The 19,058-nt window shown below is 54.3% G+C and carries 14 protein-coding genes and 4 pseudogenes; 14 read left to right on the plus strand and 4 right to left on the minus strand.

The features are described from left to right. Positions 1-165 (minus strand): IS1 family transposase (locus tag BGK49_RS28475; protein WP_047664789.1); only part of this gene is annotated, 165 nt, incomplete at its 3' end. A gap of 49 nt (positions 166-214) precedes the next feature. Here BGK49_RS28475 and BGK49_RS21705 point away from each other — a divergent pair. Beyond that, positions 215-1,117: pseudogene (locus BGK49_RS21705) on the plus strand (MFS transporter); the annotation flags it as partial. A gap of 48 nt (positions 1,118-1,165) precedes the next feature. On the opposite strand, the gene tsr reads toward BGK49_RS21705, so the two are convergent. Then, a complete protein-coding gene (tsr, locus tag BGK49_RS21710) occupies positions 1,166-2,821 on the minus strand; it encodes a methyl-accepting chemotaxis protein (RefSeq protein WP_000919572.1) in 1,656 nt (551 codons plus the stop codon). Between the two features lie 118 nt (positions 2,822-2,939). Continuing rightward, a complete protein-coding gene (gene hpaR / locus BGK49_RS21715) occupies positions 2,940-3,386 on the minus strand; it encodes a homoprotocatechuate degradation operon regulator HpaR (RefSeq protein ID WP_000543915.1) in 447 nt (148 codons plus the stop codon). 271 nt (positions 3,387-3,657) lie between these two features. On the opposite strand from hpaR, the pseudogene hpaG reads away from it, so the two are divergent. The 13 genes and pseudogenes from hpaG (at position 3,658) to yjiA (ending at position 17,989) form a co-directional block, all read left to right on the plus strand. Further along, a pseudogene (hpaG, locus tag BGK49_RS21720) lies at positions 3,658-4,936 on the plus strand (4-hydroxyphenylacetate degradation bifunctional isomerase/decarboxylase). Beyond that, a complete protein-coding gene (gene hpaE / locus BGK49_RS21725; RefSeq protein ID WP_000757516.1) occupies positions 4,933-6,399 on the plus strand; it encodes a 5-carboxymethyl-2-hydroxymuconate semialdehyde dehydrogenase in 1,467 nt (488 codons plus the stop codon). Before hpaG ends, hpaE begins: the two are co-directional and overlap by 4 nt. A gap of 1 nt (position 6,400) precedes the next feature. After that, a complete protein-coding gene (hpaD, locus tag BGK49_RS21730; protein WP_000516990.1) occupies positions 6,401-7,252 on the plus strand; it encodes a 3,4-dihydroxyphenylacetate 2,3-dioxygenase in 852 nt (283 codons plus the stop codon). Between the two features lie 9 nt (positions 7,253-7,261). Next, positions 7,262-7,642, plus strand: coding sequence for a 5-carboxymethyl-2-hydroxymuconate Delta-isomerase (locus tag BGK49_RS21735; RefSeq protein ID WP_001119864.1), 381 nt, complete (start codon positions 7,262-7,264; stop codon positions 7,640-7,642). A 110-nt stretch (positions 7,643-7,752) separates the two neighbouring features. Next, positions 7,753-8,556 (plus strand): 2-oxo-hept-4-ene-1,7-dioate hydratase, encoded by an 804-nt coding sequence (gene hpaH, locus BGK49_RS21740; protein ID WP_000459750.1) that lies wholly within the window; start codon positions 7,753-7,755, stop codon positions 8,554-8,556. Between the two features lie 10 nt (positions 8,557-8,566). Then, a complete protein-coding gene (gene hpaI, locus BGK49_RS21745) occupies positions 8,567-9,355 on the plus strand; it encodes a 4-hydroxy-2-oxoheptanedioate aldolase (protein ID WP_000431706.1) in 789 nt (262 codons plus the stop codon). A 174-nt stretch (positions 9,356-9,529) separates the two neighbouring features. Beyond that, positions 9,530-10,906: a 4-hydroxyphenylacetate permease gene (hpaX, locus tag BGK49_RS21750; protein WP_001285773.1), complete on the plus strand. Its 1,377-nt coding sequence runs from the start codon at positions 9,530-9,532 to the stop codon at positions 10,904-10,906. Positions 10,907-10,915: 9 nt separating this feature from the next. Next, positions 10,916-11,802, plus strand: a pseudogene (hpaA, locus tag BGK49_RS21755) (4-hydroxyphenylacetate catabolism regulatory protein HpaA). A gap of 250 nt (positions 11,803-12,052) precedes the next feature. Continuing rightward, positions 12,053-13,615 (plus strand): 4-hydroxyphenylacetate 3-monooxygenase, oxygenase component, encoded by a 1,563-nt coding sequence (gene hpaB, locus BGK49_RS21760; RefSeq protein ID WP_000801471.1) that lies wholly within the window; start codon positions 12,053-12,055, stop codon positions 13,613-13,615. Positions 13,616-13,632: 17 nt separating this feature from the next. Next, a complete protein-coding gene (locus BGK49_RS21765; protein WP_001175455.1) occupies positions 13,633-14,145 on the plus strand; it encodes a 4-hydroxyphenylacetate 3-monooxygenase reductase subunit in 513 nt (170 codons plus the stop codon). Positions 14,146-14,537: 392 nt separating this feature from the next. Continuing rightward, positions 14,538-16,688, plus strand: coding sequence for a pyruvate/proton symporter BtsT (gene btsT / locus BGK49_RS21775; protein ID WP_024259563.1), 2,151 nt, complete (start codon positions 14,538-14,540; stop codon positions 16,686-16,688). Between the two features lie 130 nt (positions 16,689-16,818). Beyond that, positions 16,819-17,022 (plus strand): YbdD/YjiX family protein, encoded by a 204-nt coding sequence (locus BGK49_RS21780; protein WP_000467859.1) that lies wholly within the window; start codon positions 16,819-16,821, stop codon positions 17,020-17,022. 10 nt (positions 17,023-17,032) lie between these two features. Continuing rightward, a complete protein-coding gene (yjiA, locus tag BGK49_RS21785) occupies positions 17,033-17,989 on the plus strand; it encodes a GTPase (protein WP_001324160.1) in 957 nt (318 codons plus the stop codon). 77 nt (positions 17,990-18,066) lie between these two features. Here the strand turns inward: yjiA and BGK49_RS21790 are convergent. Beyond that, positions 18,067-18,963, minus strand: a pseudogene (locus BGK49_RS21790) (penicillin acylase family protein); the annotation flags it as partial. Positions 18,964-19,058 lie beyond the last annotated feature (95 nt).

Genomic DNA, 19,058 nt, shown 5'->3' on the forward strand with positions numbered 1-19,058 from the left:
TTTCTGGTGCGTACCGGGCTGAGAGGCGGTGTAAGTGAACTGTAGTTGCCATGTTTTACGGCAATGAGAGCAGAGATAGCGCTGATGTCCGGCAGTGCTTTTGCCGTTACGCACCACGCCTTCAGTAGCGGAGCAGGAAGGACATCTGATGGAAATGGAAGCCACGCAAGCACCTTAAAATCACCATCATACACTAAATCAGTAAGTTGGCAGCATTACCAACGACTGGTTCAACATCAAAGAGCGCGGACGCCCGATGGGCTTCTTCAACGCAGCTTCTACCATTGGCGTTGCCGTAAGCCCACCGATTCTGGCGGCGATGATGCTGGTGATGGGCTGGCGCGGGATGTTTATTACCATTGGTGTACTGGGGATTTTTCTCGCCATCGGCTGGTATATGCTCTATCGCAACCGCGAGCACGTAGAACTGACTGCCGTTGAGCAAGCTTATCTCAATGCAGGTAGCGTCAATGCCCGCCGAGATCCGCTCAGTTTTGCCGAATGGCGCAGCCTGTTCCGTAACCGTACAATGTGGGGAATGATGCTCGGATTCAGTGCCATCAACTACACTGCGTGGCTGTATCTGGCCTGGCTTCCTGGTTACCTGCAAACAGCCTATTACCTGGATTTAAAAAGCACAGGGTTGATGGCGGCTATCCCTTTCCTGTTTGGGGCTGCCGGGATGCTGGTCAACGGTTACGTTACCGACTGGCTGGTCAAAGGGGGAATGGCTCCGATTAAAAGCCGTAAGATCTGCATTATTGCCGGGATGTTCTGTTCTGCCGCCTTTACGCTGATAGTACCACAAGCGACAACATCCATGACGGCGGTTCTGCTGATTGGCATGGCACTGTTCTGTATTCACTTTGCCGGAACATCCTGCTGGGGCTTGATCCACGTCGCAGTTGCTTCTCGCATGACTGCGTCGGTGGGCAGTATCCAGAACTTTGCCAGCTTCATCTGCGCCTCTTTTGCGCCGATCATTACTGGTTTTATTGTTGATACCACCCACTCATTCCGTCTGGCACTAATCATCTGCGGTTGCGTCACCGCAGCGGGGGCACTGGCGTACATCTTCCTGGTTCGTCAGCCGATCAACGACCCACGTAAAGATTAATCTCCTTATGCCCGATAACATTTTGCTTATCGGGCATTTTCATGGCGATTAAAATGTTTCCCAGTTCTCCTCGCTATCTGCCACGGCCATTTTACGCGGCGCAGCTGGCGTCACGGTTTTTACCACAGCCGATGTTTCACGCTGCTGTTGCTGAATCCGGAACACTGCCACTGCTTCGGTCAGGCGACTGGCCTGCTCTTCCAGCGCGGCGGCGGCAGCGGCAGACTCTTCCACCAGCGCTGCGTTCTGTTGAGTTACCCGGTCCATCTCAGCAACCGCTAAGCCAACCTGATCGATACCACGGCTCTGCTCATCAGAAGCAGAAGCAATTTCGCCCATAATGTCCGTCACGCGGGTCACGGCGCTGACAATCTCCGCCATTGTTTCCCCGGCGCTTTCGACCAGCGTAGAGCCAACATCCACTTTCCCCACCGAGTCTTCAATCAGGCTTTTAATTTCACGAGCCGCCTGGGCGCTGCGCTGAGCCAGATTACGCACTTCTCCCGCGACCACCGCAAAACCGCGCCCTTGCTCACCCGCACGCGCAGCCTCAACCGCCGCGTTCAAAGCCAGAATATTGGTCTGGAAGGCAATGCCGTCAATTACGCTGATAATATCGGCGATTTTCTGCGAACTGGTGGAGATATCGCGCATAGTCTGCACCACGTTATCTACCACTTTGCCGCCGCGTTGCGCCGTTTCAGAAGCACTTAACGCCAGATGGCTGGCCTGGCGCGCATTTTCGGCGTTCTGCTTCACCGTTGCGGTCAGTTGCTCCATGCTGGCTGCCGTCTCTTCCAGCGAAGCGGCCTGTTGCTCGGTGCGCGAAGAGAGATCGTTATTGCCGGTGGCGATTTCGCTGGCACCGCTATAGATGGCATTGGCCCCGTTGCGCACATCACCGACGGTACGCATCAGCTCTCCCTGCATATGGCGCAAACTCTCTGCCAGTTGCCCCATCTCATTAGAGCCATCCACCTCAATCGGTTTCACCAGATCGCCGCCTGCAATATGACGAATGCTGTCAATCAGGCGATTCATTGGCGCTACCAGCGAGGCTTTAATACCGAACCAGACGGCGAAGATGACCGCCAGTACGACGATCATCACGCCCACCAGAATCCACATCGCCTGGCTGTAGGAGGCATTGTTATCGCTGACGGCGATATCATAGAGCCGATCGTTTTGCTCCATGTAAGCCACATACTGCTTCTCGAAACCGTCCTGATATCCCTGGGTCGGCTGATCAAAGAACTCGTTGATTTTGCCTGCACCTAACAGTTGGATCAGCTCCGCCAGCGCATTGTGATAAATATCGTAATTACGTTTGATCTCTGCCGCTGCGGCGGTGCTCTGACGCGGGTCACGCGGCAACGCTTCGTAATCCGCCCAGTTTTTTTCCGCCTGTTTCAGCGAAATACTGGCACTCTGCATCAGCTCAGCAACGGTTGAACCGCTACCAATATTATTCTGATCCATCATGTAGCGGATACCCGCGCGGTTGAGGGTGTTACGCGTCTGCAACAACGCGACCCAGCTGCCATTCAGCGTGGATTGCTGCTGGCGAATGGTTTGTAAAACAGTGAAATTTTCTTTGTCATTCTTTAAGGCATTAAAGAACAGACCGCCTGATGTCAGTTGTAAAAGGCCAAAAACGGCCAAAACCAGCAGTAAGCTGGTCACGATCTTGATACGTTTTAACATGGTTTCTCTTTCCTGTGGACCGATGCAAGATTTTCGGCCTGGAAAGCAAAAACTTTATGAAAAGGTGTAACCCGCCATCCATGGAAAAACCAGGCGCTGGTTATCAGATACTAAAAAGTTATTCATTATCGCCCGGGATGGCTTCTTGTCGGGAATTGCCCAGAGCAATAAATTCCTCTAACAGATGGGTTAACTGTTGCATTTTCTCGGCAGTAAACTGAGCTTCAATCTGCCGATAGGCTTCTTCAATCTGTGTCTGAGCGCGGTTATACAGCGCCTGCCCCTCTTTGGTTAGCGAGATATAGAGCTTCCGCTGATCATTGATCGGCTTTAATCGCAACACTAAACCGTCGCGTTCCATCCGCGTGAGAATCCCGGTCAGGCTTGGGCGCAAAATGCAGGCGCGATACGCCAGATCGTGAAAATCCATTGATGGGCTTTCCGCCAGAATACGCACGATGCGCCACTGTTGCTCAGTCAAATTATGCCGTTTAACGATTGGGCGAAAATAACTCATCGCCGCTTCTCGCGCCTGGAGCAACGCAATGGTTAGTGAGTCGTGCATTATCTTTCCCCTGAAAAATTCAAAATCATTAATATAGAAACAGTTAATCGTCACGTTACCGGGACTGCGCTGCCCCTGCAATTCCTGATTTTATCAAAATTGATGATATTTTATTAACTTACTGATATTTAATATTTTATTATCTTTAAATGTAAATGGTTTGTTAATTAGATCACATTTACATCACTTACTTTTGCCAAACTACGCAATCGGGAATAAAAGTAATCATTAACATATTAATGATTAAGATGATCGAATCCGAGGAGTGGTAATGAAAGGCACTATCTTCGCCGTAGCGTTGAACCATCGCTGCCAACTTGATGCATGGCAGGAAGCGTTCCAGCAATCCCCCTACAAAGCCCCGCCTAAAACTGCGGTCTGGTTTATTAAACCGCGCAATACGGTGATTGGTTGCGGTGAACCGATTCCCTTTCCACAGGGTGAAAAGGTACTGAGCGGTGCGACTGTTGCGCTGATTGTGGGAAAAACGGCGACGAAAGTACGTGAAGAAGATGCGGCAGAGTACATCGCCGGATATGCGCTGGCTAACGACGTCAGCCTGCCGGAAGAGAGCTTTTACCGCCCGGCAATCAAAGCAAAATGTCGTGATGGATTCTGCCCCATTGGCGAAACCGTGGCTCTCAGCAATGTCGATAATCTGACCATATATACCGAGATCAACGGGCGTCCTGCCGATCACTGGAATACCGCCGATTTACAACGTAACGCCGCGCAGTTGCTGAGCGCCCTGAGCGAATTTGCCACGCTGAATCCAGGCGACGCCATTCTGCTCGGCACGCCACAGGCGCGCGTGGAAATACAGCCAGGCGAGCGCGTTCGTGTTCTCGCAGAAGGTTTCCCGCCGCTGGAAAATCCGGTAGTGGACGAACGTGAAGTGACCACGCGCAAGAGCTTCCCAACGCAGCCACACCCGCACGGCACGCTGTTTGCCCTCGGCCTGAACTACGCCGACCACGCCAGCAAACTGGAATTTAAGCCACCGGAAGAACCGCTGGTGTTCCTGAAAGCGCCAAATACCCTCACTGGCGATAACCAGACCTCCGTGCGTCCAAACAATATTGAATACATGCACTATGAAGCGGAGCTGGTGGTAGTTATTGGCAAACGTCAGCGAAGCCGATGCCATGGATTATGTCGCGGGCTACACCGTGTGTAACGACTACGCCATTCGTGACTATCTGGAAAACTACTACCGCCCTAACCTGCGGGTAAAAAGCCGCGACGGACTGACGCCGATGCTTTCAACCATCGTGCCGAAAGAGGCGATCCCGGACCCGCATAATCTGCCCCTTCGCACCTTCGTCAACGGCGAGTTACGCCAGCAAGGCACCACCGCCGATCTGATCTTCAGCGTGCCCTTCCTGATCGCCTACTTAAGTGAATTTATGACCCTGAATCCGGGCGACATGATCGCCACCGGCACACCCAAAGGCTTATCTGACGTGGTGCCTGGCGATGAAGTAGTGGTGGAAGTAGAAGGCGTGGGCCGCCTGGTGAACCGAATTGTGAGTGAGGATACAGCGAAATGAAAAAAGTAAATCATTGGATCAACGGCAAAAATGTTGCAGGTAACGACTACTTCCAGACCACCAATCCGGCAACGGGTGAAGTGCTGGCGGATGTGGCCTCTGGCGGTGAAGCGGAGATCAATCAGGCGGTAGCGGCAGCGAAAGAGGCGTTCCCGAAATGGGCCAATCTGCCGATGAAAGAGCGTGCGCGCCTGATGCGCCGTCTGGGCGATCTGATCGACCAGAACGTGCCAGAGATCGCCGCGATGGAAACCGCGGACACCGGCCTGCCGATCCATCAGACCAAAAATGTGTTGATCCCACGCGCTTCCCACAACTTTGAATTTTTCGCGGAAGTCTGCCAGCAGATGAACGGCAAGACCTATCCGGTTGACGACAAGATGCTCAACTACACGCTGGTGCAGCCGGTGGGCGTTTGTGCGCTGGTATCGCCGTGGAACGTACCGTTTATGACCGCCACATGGAAGGTCGCGCCGTGTCTGGCGCTGGGCAATACCGCGGTACTGAAAATGTCGGAACTCTCCCCGCTGACCGCTGACCGCCTGGGTGAGCTGGCGCTGGAAGCCGGTATTCCGGCAGGCGTGCTGAACGTGGTACAGGGCTACGGCGCAACCGCAGGGGATGCGCTGGTTCGTCATCATGACGTACGTGCCGTGTCGTTCACCGGCGGTACGGCCACCGGGCGCAACATCATGAAAAACGCCGGGATGAAAAAATACTCCATGGAACTGGGCGGTAAATCGCCGGTGCTGATTTTTGAAGATGCCGATATTGAACGCGCGCTGGACGCCGCCCTGTTCACCATCTTCTCGATCAACGGCGAACGCTGCACCGCCGGTTCACGCATCTTTATTCAGCAAAGCATCTACCCGGAATTCGTTAAACGCTTTGCCGAACGCGCCAACCGTCTGCGCGTGGGCGATCCGAACGATCCGAATACCCAGGTTGGCGCGCTTATCAGCCAGCAGCACTGGGAAAAAGTCTCCGGCTATATCCGTCTCGGCATTGAAGAAGGCGCCACCCTGCTGGCGGGCGGCCCGGATAAACCGTCTGACCTGCCTGCACACCTGAAAGGCGGCAACTTCCTGCGCCCAACGGTGCTGGCAGACGTTGATAACCGTATGCGAGTCGCCCAAGAAGAGATTTTCGGGCCGGTCGCCTGCCTGCTGCCGTTTAAAGACGAAGCTGAAGGCTTACGCCTGGCAAACGACGTGGAGTACGGCCTCGCGTCGTACATCTGGACACAGGATGTCAGCAAAGTGTTACGCCTGGCGCGTGGCATTGAAGCTGGCATGGTGTTCGTCAACACCCAGAACGTGCGTGACCTGCGCCAGCCATTTGGCGGCGTAAAAGCCTCCGGCACCGGGCGTGAAGGCGGTGAGTACAGCTTCGAAGTGTTCGCGGAAATGAAGAACGTCTGCATTTCCATGGGCGACCATCCAATTCCGAAATGGGGAGTCTGATATGGGTAAGTTAGCGTTAGCCGCCAAGATCACGCACGTACCGTCGATGTATCTCTCTGAACTGCCAGGGAAAAACCACGGTTGCCGCCAAGGCGCGATCGACGGGCATAAAGAGATCAGCAAGCGTTGCCGGGAAATGGGCGTCGATACCATTATCGTTTTCGATACCCACTGGCTGGTCAACAGTGCTTATCACATCAACTGTGCAGACCATTTTGAAGGCGTCTACACCAGCAACGAGCTGCCGCATTTTATCCGCGATATGACCTACAACTACGAGGGCAACCCGGAGTTGGGGCAGCTTATTGCCGATGAAGCCTTAAAGCTCGGCGTGCGGGCAAAAGCGCACAACATTCCCAGCCTGAAACTGGAATACGGCACGCTGGTGCCGATGCGCTACATGAATGAAGACAAGCACTTCAAAGTGGTCTCCATTTCGGCTTTCTGCACGGTTCACGATTTTGCCGACAGCCGCAAGCTGGGCGAAGCGATTCTGAAAGCGATCGAACAGTACGACGGCACCGTGGCGGTCCTTGCCAGCGGTTCGTTATCGCACCGCTTTATTGACGATCAGCGTGCAGAAGAAGGGATGAACAGCTACACCCGCGAGTTCGACCGCCAGATGGACGAGCGCGTGGTGAAGTTGTGGCGCGAAGGCCAGTTCAAAGAGTTCTGCAATATGCTGCCGGAGTACGCCGACTACTGCTACGGCGAAGGCAATATGCACGACACGGTGATGCTGCTGGGGATGCTCGGCTGGGATAAATACGACGGCAAGGTGGAGTTTATCACCGAGCTATTCCCAAGCTCTGGCACCGGTCAGGTTAACGCTGTTTTCCCGCTTCCCGCGTAAGGACGTTTTATGCCGCACTTTATCGTTGAATGCAGTGACAACATCCGCGAAGAAGCCGACCTGCCGGGGTTGTTCGCCAAAGTGAATCCGACGCTGGCAGCCACGGGTATTTTTCCGCTGGCGGGTATTCGCAGCCGCGTGCATTGGGTCGATACCTGGCAGATGGCCGACGGGCAGCGTGATTATGCCTTCGTGCATATGACGTTGAAAATCGGCGCAGGTCGCAGCCTGGAAAGCCGTCAGCAGGCGGGTGAAATGCTGTTTGAACTGATTAAAACGCACTTCGCCGCCCTGATGGAGAGCCGCCTGCTGGCGTTGTCGTTTGAGATTGAAGAGCTGCATCCGACGCTGAATTTTAAACAAAACAACGTGCACGCATTGTTTAAGTAGCGCGCAGATTGCCCGGTGGCGCTGCGCTTACCGGGCCTACAAAACCCCAAACCGTACACCGTAGGCCGGATAAGGCGCAGCCGCATCCGGCAATGCCACAGGATATCGCTATGTTCGATAAACACACCCACACCCTGATCGCCCAGCGTCTGGATCAGGCAGAAAAACAGCGCGAACAGATCCGCGCGATCTCGCTGGATTACCCAGAGATCACCATCGAAGACGCTTACGCGGTGCAGCGCGAATGGGTTCGCCTGAAAATCGCCGAAGGCCGTACGCTGAAAGGCCACAAAATCGGTCTGACCTCAAAAGCAATGCAGGCCAGCTCGCAGATCAGCGAACCAGATTACGGTGCCCTGCTGGATGACATGTTCTTCCACGATGGCAGCGATATCCCGACCGATCGCTTTATCGTGCCGCGCATTGAAGTGGAGCTGGCTTTCGTGCTGGCAAAACCGCTGCGTGGGCCAAACTGCACGCTGTTCGACGTCTACAACGCCACGGACTACGTGATCCCGGCGCTGGAGCTGATCGACGCTCGCTGCCACAACATCGATCCGGAAACCCAGCGCCCGCGCAAAGTGTTCGACACCATTTCTGATAACGCCGCCAACGCCGGGGTGATCCTCGGTGGTCGTCCGATCAAACCAGACGAACTGGATCTGCGTTGGATCTCCGCCCTGATGTATCGCAATGGCGTGATTGAAGAAACCGGCGTCGCCGCTGGCGTGCTGAATCATCCGGCAAACGGCGTGGCCTGGCTGGCGAACAAACTCGCACCGTATGACGTACAACTGGAAGCCGGGCAAATCATTCTCGGTGGTTCGTTCACCCGCCCGGTTCCGGCGCGTAAGGGCGACACCTTCCACGTCGATTACGGCAACATGGGTTCCATTAGCTGCCGCTTTGTTTAAGGAGAGAACGATGGAAAACAGCTTTAAAGCGGCGCTGAAAGCAGGCCGTCCGCAGATCGGATTATGGCTGGGACTGAGTAGCAGCTACAGCGCAGAGTTACTGGCCGGAGCAGGATTCGACTGGTTGTTGATCGACGGTGAGCACGCGCCGAATAACGTGCAAACCGTGCTCACCCAGCTACAGGCGATTGCGCCCTACCCCAGCCAGCCGGTAGTACGTCCGTCGTGGAACGATCCGGTGCAAATCAAACAACTGCTGGACGTCGGCACACAAACCTTGCTGGTGCCGATGGTACAAAACGCTGACGAAGCCCGTGAAGCGGTACGCGCCACCCGTTATCCCCCCGCCGGTATTCGCGGTGTGGGCAGTGCGCTGGCCCGCGCCTCGCGCTGGAATCGTATTCCTGATTACCTGCAAAAAGCCAACGATCAAATGTGCGTGCTGGTGCAGATCGAAACGCGTGAGGCAATGAAGAACTTACCGCAGATTCTGGACGTGGAAGGCGTCGACGGCGTGTTTATCGGCCCGGCGGATCTGAGCGCCGATATGGGTTATGCCGGTAATCCGCAGCACCCGGAAGTACAGGCCGCCATTGAGCAGGCGATCGTGCAGATCCGTGAATCGGGCAAAGCGCCGGGGATCCTGATCGCCAATGAGCAACTGGCAAAACGCTATCTGGAACTGGGCGCGCTGTTTGTCGCCGTCGGCGTTGACACCACCCTGCTCGCCCGCGCCGCTGAAGCGCTGGCAGCACGGTTTGGTGCGCAGGCCACCGCCGTGAAGCCCGGCGTGTATTAATGCCGGATGCGCTGCACTTATCCGGCCTACACTCGCACCAAACCGTAGGCCGGATAAGGCGTTTACGCCGCATCCGGCAAAAAGCCGTACCAAATCGCGGACCGGATAAGGCGTTACGCCGCATCCGCCATAAACCTTGTCGTACCCTACAAAAATCCCATTAGAGGAAGAAAAATGAGCGACACCTCACCTGCCATACCGGAGAGTATCGATCCGGCGAATCAGCATAAAGCGCTGACTGCCGGACAACAGGCGGTTATTAAGAAGCTATTTCGCCGCCTGATCGTCTTTCTGTTCGTGCTGTTTATCTTCTCGTTCCTTGATCGCATCAACATCGGCTTTGCCGGACTCACGATGGGACGCGACCTCGGTCTGAGCGCCACCATGTTTGGCCTCGCTACCACCCTGTTCTATGCCGCTTATGTCATCTTCGGCATTCCCAGCAACATTATGCTGAGTATTGTCGGTGCGCGGCGCTGGATCGCCACCATCATGGTGCTCTGGGGCATCGCCTCTACTGCCACCATGTTTGCCACTGGCCCCACCAGCTTGTACGTACTGCGTATACTGGTTGGCATTACCGAAGCCGGCTTTCTGCCTGGTATTCTGCTGTATTTAACCTTCTGGTTTCCGGCCTATTTCCGCGCCCGTGCCAACGCCTTGTTTATGGTAGCAATGCCGGTAACGACAGCGTTGGGCTCGATCGTTTCCGGCTACATTTTGTCGCTGGATGGCGTCATGGCATTAAAAGGCTGGCAGTGGCTGTTTTTGCTGGAAGGCTTCCCGTCGGTATTACTCGGCGTCATGGTGTGGTTCTGGCTTGATGACTCACCGGACAAAGCTAAGTGGCTGACGAAAGAAGACAAAAAATGCCTGCAAGAGATGATGGATAACGATCGTCTGACGCTGGTTCAGCCAGAGGGAGCCATCAGCCACCACGCCATGCAACAACGCAGTATGTGGCGGGAGATCTTCACTCCGGTGGTGATGATGTATACCCTGGCGTATTTCTGCCTGACCAACACACTTAGTGCGATCAGCATCTGGACACCGCAGATCCTGCAAAGTTTTAGTCAGGGCAGCAGTAATATCACCATCGGCCTGCTGGCCGCCGTACCGCAGATTTGTACCATTCTCGGGATGGTCTACTGGAGCCGTCACTCAGATCGCCGCCAGGAACGAAGGCATCACACCGCCCTTCCTTATTTGTTCGCTGCCGCAGGTTGGTTACTGGCTTCGGCAACTGATCACAACATGATCCAGATGCTGGGGATCATTATGGCTTCGACCGGATCATTCAGCGCAATGGCGATTTTCTGGACAACACCGGATCAGTCCATCAGCCTGCGGGCACGAGCGATCGGTATTGCGGTGATCAACGCCACTGGCAACATTGGTTCAGCGTTAAGTCCGTTTATGATCGGCTGGTTGAAAGATTTGACCGGCAGCTTTAACAGTGGATTGTGGTTTGTTGCCGCGCTGCTGGTGATTGGTGCGGGGATTATCTGGGCGATTCCAATGCAGTCCTCCCGTCCGCGAGCGACCCCGTAAGGAACGACGATGTGTGACCGTCAGATTGCCAATATTGATATCAGCAAAGAGTACGATGAAAGCCTAGGCACGGACGATGTGCATTATCAGTCGTTCGCCCGCATGGCGGCATTTTTTGGCCGCCATATGCTGCCACATCGCCACGAACAGTACTTTCAGATGCATTTCCTCAATAGCGGACAGATTGAGCTACAGCTTGACGATCATCGCTACTCGGTGGAAGCGCCCCTGTTTGTCCTGACGCCGCCGTCAGTACCTCATGCGTTTATTACGGAGTCTGACGCCGACGGTCATGTGTTGACGGTACGGGAAGATCTGATCTGGCCCCTGCTGGAAGTTCTTTATCCGGGCACTCGGGAAACCTTCGGCCTGCCGGGGGCCTGTCACTGGCAGATAAACCCGACGAACTGGCGGCGCTGGAACACTATTGGCAACTGATAGAGCGGGAATCGGTGGAACAACTGCCTAGACGGGAACACACCCTGACGTTACTGGCACAGGCAGTGTTCACCCTACTGCTGCGTAACGCAAAACTCGACGACCATGCCGCCAGCGGGATGCGCGGAGAATTAAAACTGTTCCAGCGTTTTAATATGCTGATTGAAAGCCATTTTCATCAGCACTGGACAGTACCGGATTACGCTAACGAACTGCATATCACCGAATCACGACTCACGGACATCTGCCGTCGCTTTGCCAACCGTCCGCCAAAACGGTTGATTTTCGACAGGCAGCTGCGAGAAGCCAAGCGGCTGCTGCTGTTTTCTGATAACGCCGTGAACAATATTGCCTGGCAACTCGGTTTTAAGGATCCGGCTTATTTTGCGCGCTTTTTTAATCGCTTAGTCGGTTGCTCGCCCAGTGCTTATCGCGCCAAAAAAGTACCTGTGACGTGAAAATCCCTTAGCCTTAACGGGAAACCAGGCACCACCTGCTATTCCCCTTTCTCCGCCTGGAGCAAGGGGATTTAGTAACGTCAAAAATCGCTAAAAGCGACCTCGATCACAAAACCGTACCCGACCTGAAAAGTACCAGCCATTGTCCCAAAAGTCTCTTCCCGTAATCGCCCCTGCAAGCTTCAATTGAATAACAAAAACAACACACAAAATTAACAATCGTATTCCGATTAATACTGTAGAGGTCGACATGAAACCAGAAGATTTCCGCGCCAGTACCCAACGTCCGTTCACCGGGGAAGAGTATCTGAAAAGCCTGCAGGATGGTCGCGAGATCTATATCTATGGCGAGCGAGTGAAAGACGTCACTACTCATCCGGCATTTCGTAATGCGGCAGCGTCTGTTGCCCAACTGTACGACGCGCTACACAAACCGGAGATGCAGGACTCTCTGTGCTGGAACACCGACACCGGCAGCGGCGGCTATACCCATAAATTCTTCCGCGTGGCGAAAAGTGCCGACGACCTGCGCCAGCAACGCGATGCCATCGCTGAGTGGTCACGCCTGAGCTATGGCTGGATGGGCCGTACCCCAGACTACAAAGCTGCTTTCGGTTGCGCACTGGGCGCGAATCCGGGCTTTTACGGTCAGTTCGAGCAGAACGCCCGTAACTGGTACACCCGTATTCAGGAAACTGGCCTCTACTTTAACCACGCGATTGTTAACCCACCGATCGATCGTCATTTGCCGACCGATAAAGTAAAAGACGTTTACATCAAGCTGGAAAAAGAGACTGACGCCGGGATTATCGTCAGCGGTGCGAAAGTGGTTGCCACCAACTCGGCGCTGACTCACTACAACATGATTGGCTTCGGCTCGGCACAAGTGATGGGCGAAAACCCGGACTTCGCACTGATGTTCGTTGCGCCAATGGATGCCGATGGCGTAAAATTAATCTCCCGCGCCTCTTATGAGATGGTCGCGGGTGCTACCGGCTCGCCATACGACTACCCGCTCTCCAGCCGCTTCGATGAGAACGATGCGATTCTGGTGATGGATAACGTGCTGATCCCATGGGAAAACGTACTGATCTACCGCGATTTCGATCGCTGCCGTCGCTGGACAATGGAAGGCGGTTTTGCCCGTATGTATCCGCTGCAAGCCTGTGTGCGCCTGGCAGTGAAATTAGACTTCATTACAGCACTGCTGAAAAAATCACTCGAATGTACCGGCACCCTGGAGTTCCGTGGTGTACAGGCCGATCTCGGTGAAGTGGTGGCGTGGCGCAACACCTTCTGGGCATTGAGTGACTCGATGTGTTCTGAAGCGACGCCGTGGGTCAACGGGGCTTATTTACCGGATCATGCCGCACTGCAAACCTATCGCGTACTGGCACCAATGGCCTACGCGAAGATCAAAAACATTATCGAACGCAACGTTACCAGTGGCCTGATCTATCTCCCTTCCAGTGCCCGTGACCTGAACAATCCGCAGATCGACCAGTATCTGGCGAAGTATGTGCGCGGTTCGAATGGTATGGATCACGTCCAGCACATCAAGATCCTCAAACTGATGTGGGACGCCATTGGCAGCGAGTTTGGTGGTCGCCACGAACTGTATGAAATCAACTACTCCGGTAGCCAGGATGAGATTCGCCTGCAGTGTCTGCGCCAGGCACAAAGCTCCGGCAATATGGACAAGATGATGGCGATGGTTGATCGCTGCCTGTCGGAATACGACCAGAACGGCTGGACTGTGCCGCACTTGCACAACAACGACGATATCAACATGCTGGATAAGCTGCTGAAATAACGCAGCAGGAGGTTAAGATGCAATTAGATGAACAGCGCCTGCGCTTTCGTGACGCGATGGCCAGCCTGTCGGCAGCGGTAAATATTATCACCACCGAGGGCGACGCCGGACAATGCGGGATTACGGCAACGGCCGTCTGCTCGGTCACGGATACACCACCATCGCTGATGGTGTGCATTAACGCCAACAGTGCGATGAACCCGGTTTTTCAGGGCAACGGTAAGTTGTGCGTCAACGTCCTCAACCATGAGCAGGAACTGATGGCACGCCACTTCGCGGGCATGACAGGCATGGCGATGGAAGAGCGTTTTAGCCTCTCATGCTGGCAAAAAGGTCCGCTGGCGCAGCCGGTGCTGAAAGGTTCGCTGGCCAGTCTTGAAGGTGAGATCCGCGATGTGCAGGCAATTGGCACACATCTGGTGTATCTGGTGGAGATTAAAAACATCATCCTCAGTGCAGAAGGTCACGGACTTATCTACTTTAAACGCCGTTTCCATCCAGTGATGCTGGAAATGGAAGCTGCGATTTAAGCTCCAGCCCCTTCACGTATTCGTCGAAGGGGCATTTTTATTGTGATCTCAATCACATATCCACCCGATGATTAATTCTTGCCCAACCGCTCACCGCCATTCCTGACCGCTTACGTCCCTAAAATAACCACTCAGTTATTTACCTTACTTTACGCGCGCGTAACTCTGGCAACATCACTGCAGGATAGCGGTCAATTTACCTCCTCAAACGCAACGCAAACCTAGAACGGCTTCGGCCTATGATTAACAAATTACTCTATGAATTTTGGTTTGCAGGAAGGCAGCAAGTGAGTGAATCCCCGGGAGCTTACAACAGTAAGTGACAGAGGTGAACGAACGCAGCTGCCGCACCTGTAAGCCAAAAGACGACGAGTAAAATGCCAGGTTTTACTATGGATACGAAAAAACTATTCAAGCACATACCCTGGGTGATTCTCGGAATCATCGGTGCATTCTGCCTCGCGGTAGTTGCATTACGTCGGGGGGAGCACGTCAGCGCCCTGTGGATCGTGGTCGCCTCTGTGTCGGTGTATCTGGTGGCGTATCGCTACTACAGTCTGTACATCGCCCAGAAGGTGATGAAACTCGACCCCACGCGCGCGACGCCTGCGGTTATTAACAACGACGGTCTGAACTACGTTCCGACCAACCGTTACGTGTTGTTTGGTCACCACTTCGCCGCTATCGCCGGTGCCGGTCCGCTGGTTGGTCCGGTGCTCGCCGCGCAGATGGGCTACCTGCCTGGCACGCTGTGGCTGCTGGCGGGGGTAGTACTGGCCGGTGCGGTTCAGGACTTTATGGTGCTGTTTATCTCCTCTCGCCGTAACGGCGCATCTCTCGGTGAGATGATCAAAGAAGAGATGGGACCAGTACCGGGGACTATCGCGCTGTTTGGCTGTTTCTTAATCATGATCATCATCCTCGCCGTTCTGGCGCTGATTGTGGTTAAAGCCCTGGCCGAAAGTCCGTGGGGTGTCTTCACCGTTTGCTCAACCGTACCGATTGCGCTGTTTATGGGTATCTACATGCGCTTTATCCGTCCGGGGCGTGTAGGTGAAGTTTCTGTTATTGGTATCGTGCTGCTGGTTGCCTCTATCTATTTCGGTGGCATGATTGCTCACGATCCGTACTGGGGTCCGGCACTGACCTTTAAAGACACCACCATTACCTTCGCGCTGATTGGCTATGCGTTTGTTTCCGCACTGCTGCCGGTGTGGCTGATCCTCGCACCGCGCGACTATCTGGCAACCTTCCTGAAAATCGGCGTTATCGTCGGCCTGGCGCTGGGTATCGTGGTACTGAACCCGGAACTGAAAATGCCTGCAATGACCCAGTACATTGACGGTACTGGCCCGCTGTGGAAAGGCGCTCTGTTCCCGTTCCTGTTCATCACCATCGCCTGTGGTGCGGTATCTGGCTTCCACGCGCTGATCTCTTCCGGTACGACGCCGAAATTGCTGGCTAACGAAACCGACGCGCGTTTCATTGGCTACGGCGCAATGCTGATGGAATCCTTCGTGGCGATTATGGCGCTGGTTGCTGCGTCCATCATCGAACCGGGTCTTTACTTCGCGATGAATACCCCGCCTGCTGGCCTTGGCATCACCATGCCTAACCTGCATGAAATGGGTGGCGAGAACGCGCCGATCATCATGGCGCAGCTGAAAGACGTTACCGCACACGCGGCGGCGACCGTCAGCTCCTGGGGCTTCGTGATTTCGCCAGAGCAGATCCTGCAAACCGCGAAAGACATTGGTGAGCCTTCTGTCCTGAACCGTGCAGGTGGCGCGCCGACGCTGGCGGTAGGTATCGCTCACGTGTTCCACAAAGTGCTGCCGATGGCTGACATGGGCTTCTGGTATCACTTCGGTATTCTGTTCGAAGCCCTGTTCATCCTGACCGCGCTGGATGCGGGTACTCGTTCTGGCCGCTTTATGCTGCAAGACCTGCTGGGTAACTTCATCCCGTTCCTGAAAAAAACCGACTCTCTGGTTGCCGGTATCATCGGTACTGCGGGCTGTGTGGGTCTGTGGGGCTACCTGCTGTATCAGGGCGTGGTCGATCCGCTGGGCGGCGTTAAGAGCCTGTGGCCGCTGTTCGGTATTTCCAACCAGATGCTGGCAGCCGTAGCGCTGGTACTGGGCACCGTTGTGCTGATTAAGATGAAGCGCACCCAATACATCTGGGTAACTGTTGTTCCGGCTGTATGGCTGCTTATCTGCACCACCTGGGCGCTGGGTCTGAAACTGTTCAGCACCAACCCGCAGATGGAAGGCTTCTTCTACATGGCAAGCCAGTACAAAGAGAAGATTGCTAACGGTACTGACCTGACGGCGCAGCAGATTGCCAACATGAACCACATCGTTGTGAACAACTACACCAACGCAGGCCTGAGTATTCTGTTCCTGATTGTGGTGTACAGCATCATCTTCTACGGTTTCAAAACCTGGCTTGCGGTGCGTAACAGCGACAAACGTACTGACAAAGAAACTCCGTACGTTCCAATCCCGGAAGGCGGCGTGAAGATCTCTTCGCACCACTAACCGGTTGCCGGATGCGCTGCGCGTATCCGGCCTACAAAGTGTCTATCGTAGGCCGGATAAGGCGTTTACGCCGCATCCGGCAAATCCCTAGCCCGGACCTTCCGGGCTTTACGCATATCTGGAAGGCAAAATGTTTGGTAACTTAGGACAGGCAAAAAAATATCTCGGCCAGGCGGCGAAGATGTTGATTGGCATTCCAGACTACGACAACTACGTCGAGCATATGAAGACCAACCATCCCGACAAGCCGTACATGAGCTATGAAGAATTCTTCCGTGAACGCCAGAACGCGCGCTACGGCGGCGATGGTAAAGGCGGTATGCGCTGTTGTTAATGGAGAGAGCATGAACCCGATTGCAGTTACCCTACTCACCGGTTTTTTAGGCGCGGGCAAAACCACCCTGCTGCGCCATATTCTTAACGAACAACACGGCTACAAGATTGCCGTGATTGAAAACGAATTCGGCGAAGTCTCCGTTGATGATCAACTGATTGGCGACCGCGCCACGCAGATCAAAACGCTGACCAACGGCTGCATCTGCTGTTCGCGCTCCAACGAGCTGGAAGACGCACTACTCGACCTGCTGGATAATCTCGACAAGGGCAATATTCAGTTCGACCGTCTGGTCATTGAATGCACCGGCATGGCCGATCCCGGCCCGATTATTCAGACCTTCTTCTCCCATGAGATTTTATGCCAGCGCTACCTGCTGGACGGGGTGATTGCGCTGGTGGATGCGGTACATGCCGATGAGCAGATGAACCAGTTCACCATCGCCCAGTCCCAGGTTGGCTACGCCGACCGTATTCTGCTGACGAAAACCGACGTCGCAGGCGAAGCAGAGAAACTGCGTGAACGCCTGGCGCGCATCAACGCCCGCGCACCGGTCTACACCGTTACCCACGGCGATATCGACCTGGGCCTTCTGTTCAACACCAACGGTTTTATGCTGGAAGAAAACGTCGTCAGCACCAAACCGCGTTTCCACTTTATCGCGGACAAACAAAACGATATTTCGTCGATTGTGGTGGAACTGGATTACCCGGTAGATATCAGCGAAGTTTCCCGGGTGATGGAAAACCTGCTGCTGGAATCGGCGGATAAACTGCTGCGTTACAAAGGGATGCTGTGGATTGACGGCGAACCTAACCGCCTGCTGTTCCAGGGCGTCCAGCGCCTCTACAGCGCCGACTGGGACCGCCCGTGGGGCGATGAAAAACCGCATAGCACGATGGTGTTTATCGGGATTCAGTTGCCGGAGGATGAGATTCGGGCGGCGTTTGCGGGACTCAAAAAGTAACCAGCCCTCCAACATCACAATACCTGAGACTTTATCACCCTCATATTCCTCCAGAATATGAGGGCATTCGGGCTTAATTATCTCTGAACGTGCAACACTTCCTGCGACTCCTTATGCGCCTCCACATCCTGCTTCGTTAACCAGAGCGACTTACGACCAAAATTTTCGTACATTTTCAGCTGATCTTCATAGTGCTGATCAACTGTTCCATCGGGAGCAATAAACCCACTCTGACCGGGTGCGACCACATCCCAGGCAAGCACCGGACGATCGCTTGTCGTTGGTGAGAAAACAATCATATCGTTTTCTGTTCCACGGTTTTGATACTCCGCCTGATGACGCGTTTCTTCCGCTGCGGCCTGCGGTACACCAAAGAAATTATTTGCCCGGAACGTTAAGGCCATTGCAGGTGTTTTCCAGTTACTCACATTATTGCCATAGCGTTTGGAAAGAGTCTCCCAGGTATCTTCCAGCGCAGCCAACACAACCTCCTGCTGTGGTTTCCCAGCAAACAGATCAACCGCCTGTGGGATTGGTGATTTGTCTCCCTGCACCGCCTCATACAAAATTTTTGCTCCAACACTTATATTCAGCGAACCAGTTGGGCCGTCCTGGGTTGTTTCGTAGCCACTGGCGCTGTACCACTTATCAAATGGCATAGGTACGGCAGCCACTACGGTACGCTTCAACATACTGGTCAGCCAAACGTTCAGGATGGCAGAGCCTGGCTGCTGCCAGGTTTTACCATCATCATTAAGCAAATTGATGCCATCCCAACGTGTTAATGTATCCACCAACTGACGGCGCGGATCGCTCTGTGTCAAACCAGATGTCGCTGCTTGCAGAGTAGGTAAAAAAAGCCTCAGGTTAAGATCCTGACGACTGGTTTGGCGAATAACATCCCATGCCTGATCAGCAGTTAAGCGTGGCTTTTGCTCAAGCAGTCGGTCGATCTCCGTAACGCGATCTGCCCCGTTACTTTATTCGTACCCCTTATAATGGGGTGTTAGCCAGCCAGACCCGGCATGATTACTGCCCCCAGTCGTCCATGATCCGGGGGGTGATGTCA

Source organism: Shigella sp. FC1544 (assembly GCF_001722145.1).
Taxonomy (GTDB): Bacteria; Pseudomonadota; Gammaproteobacteria; order Enterobacterales; family Enterobacteriaceae; genus Escherichia; species Escherichia coli.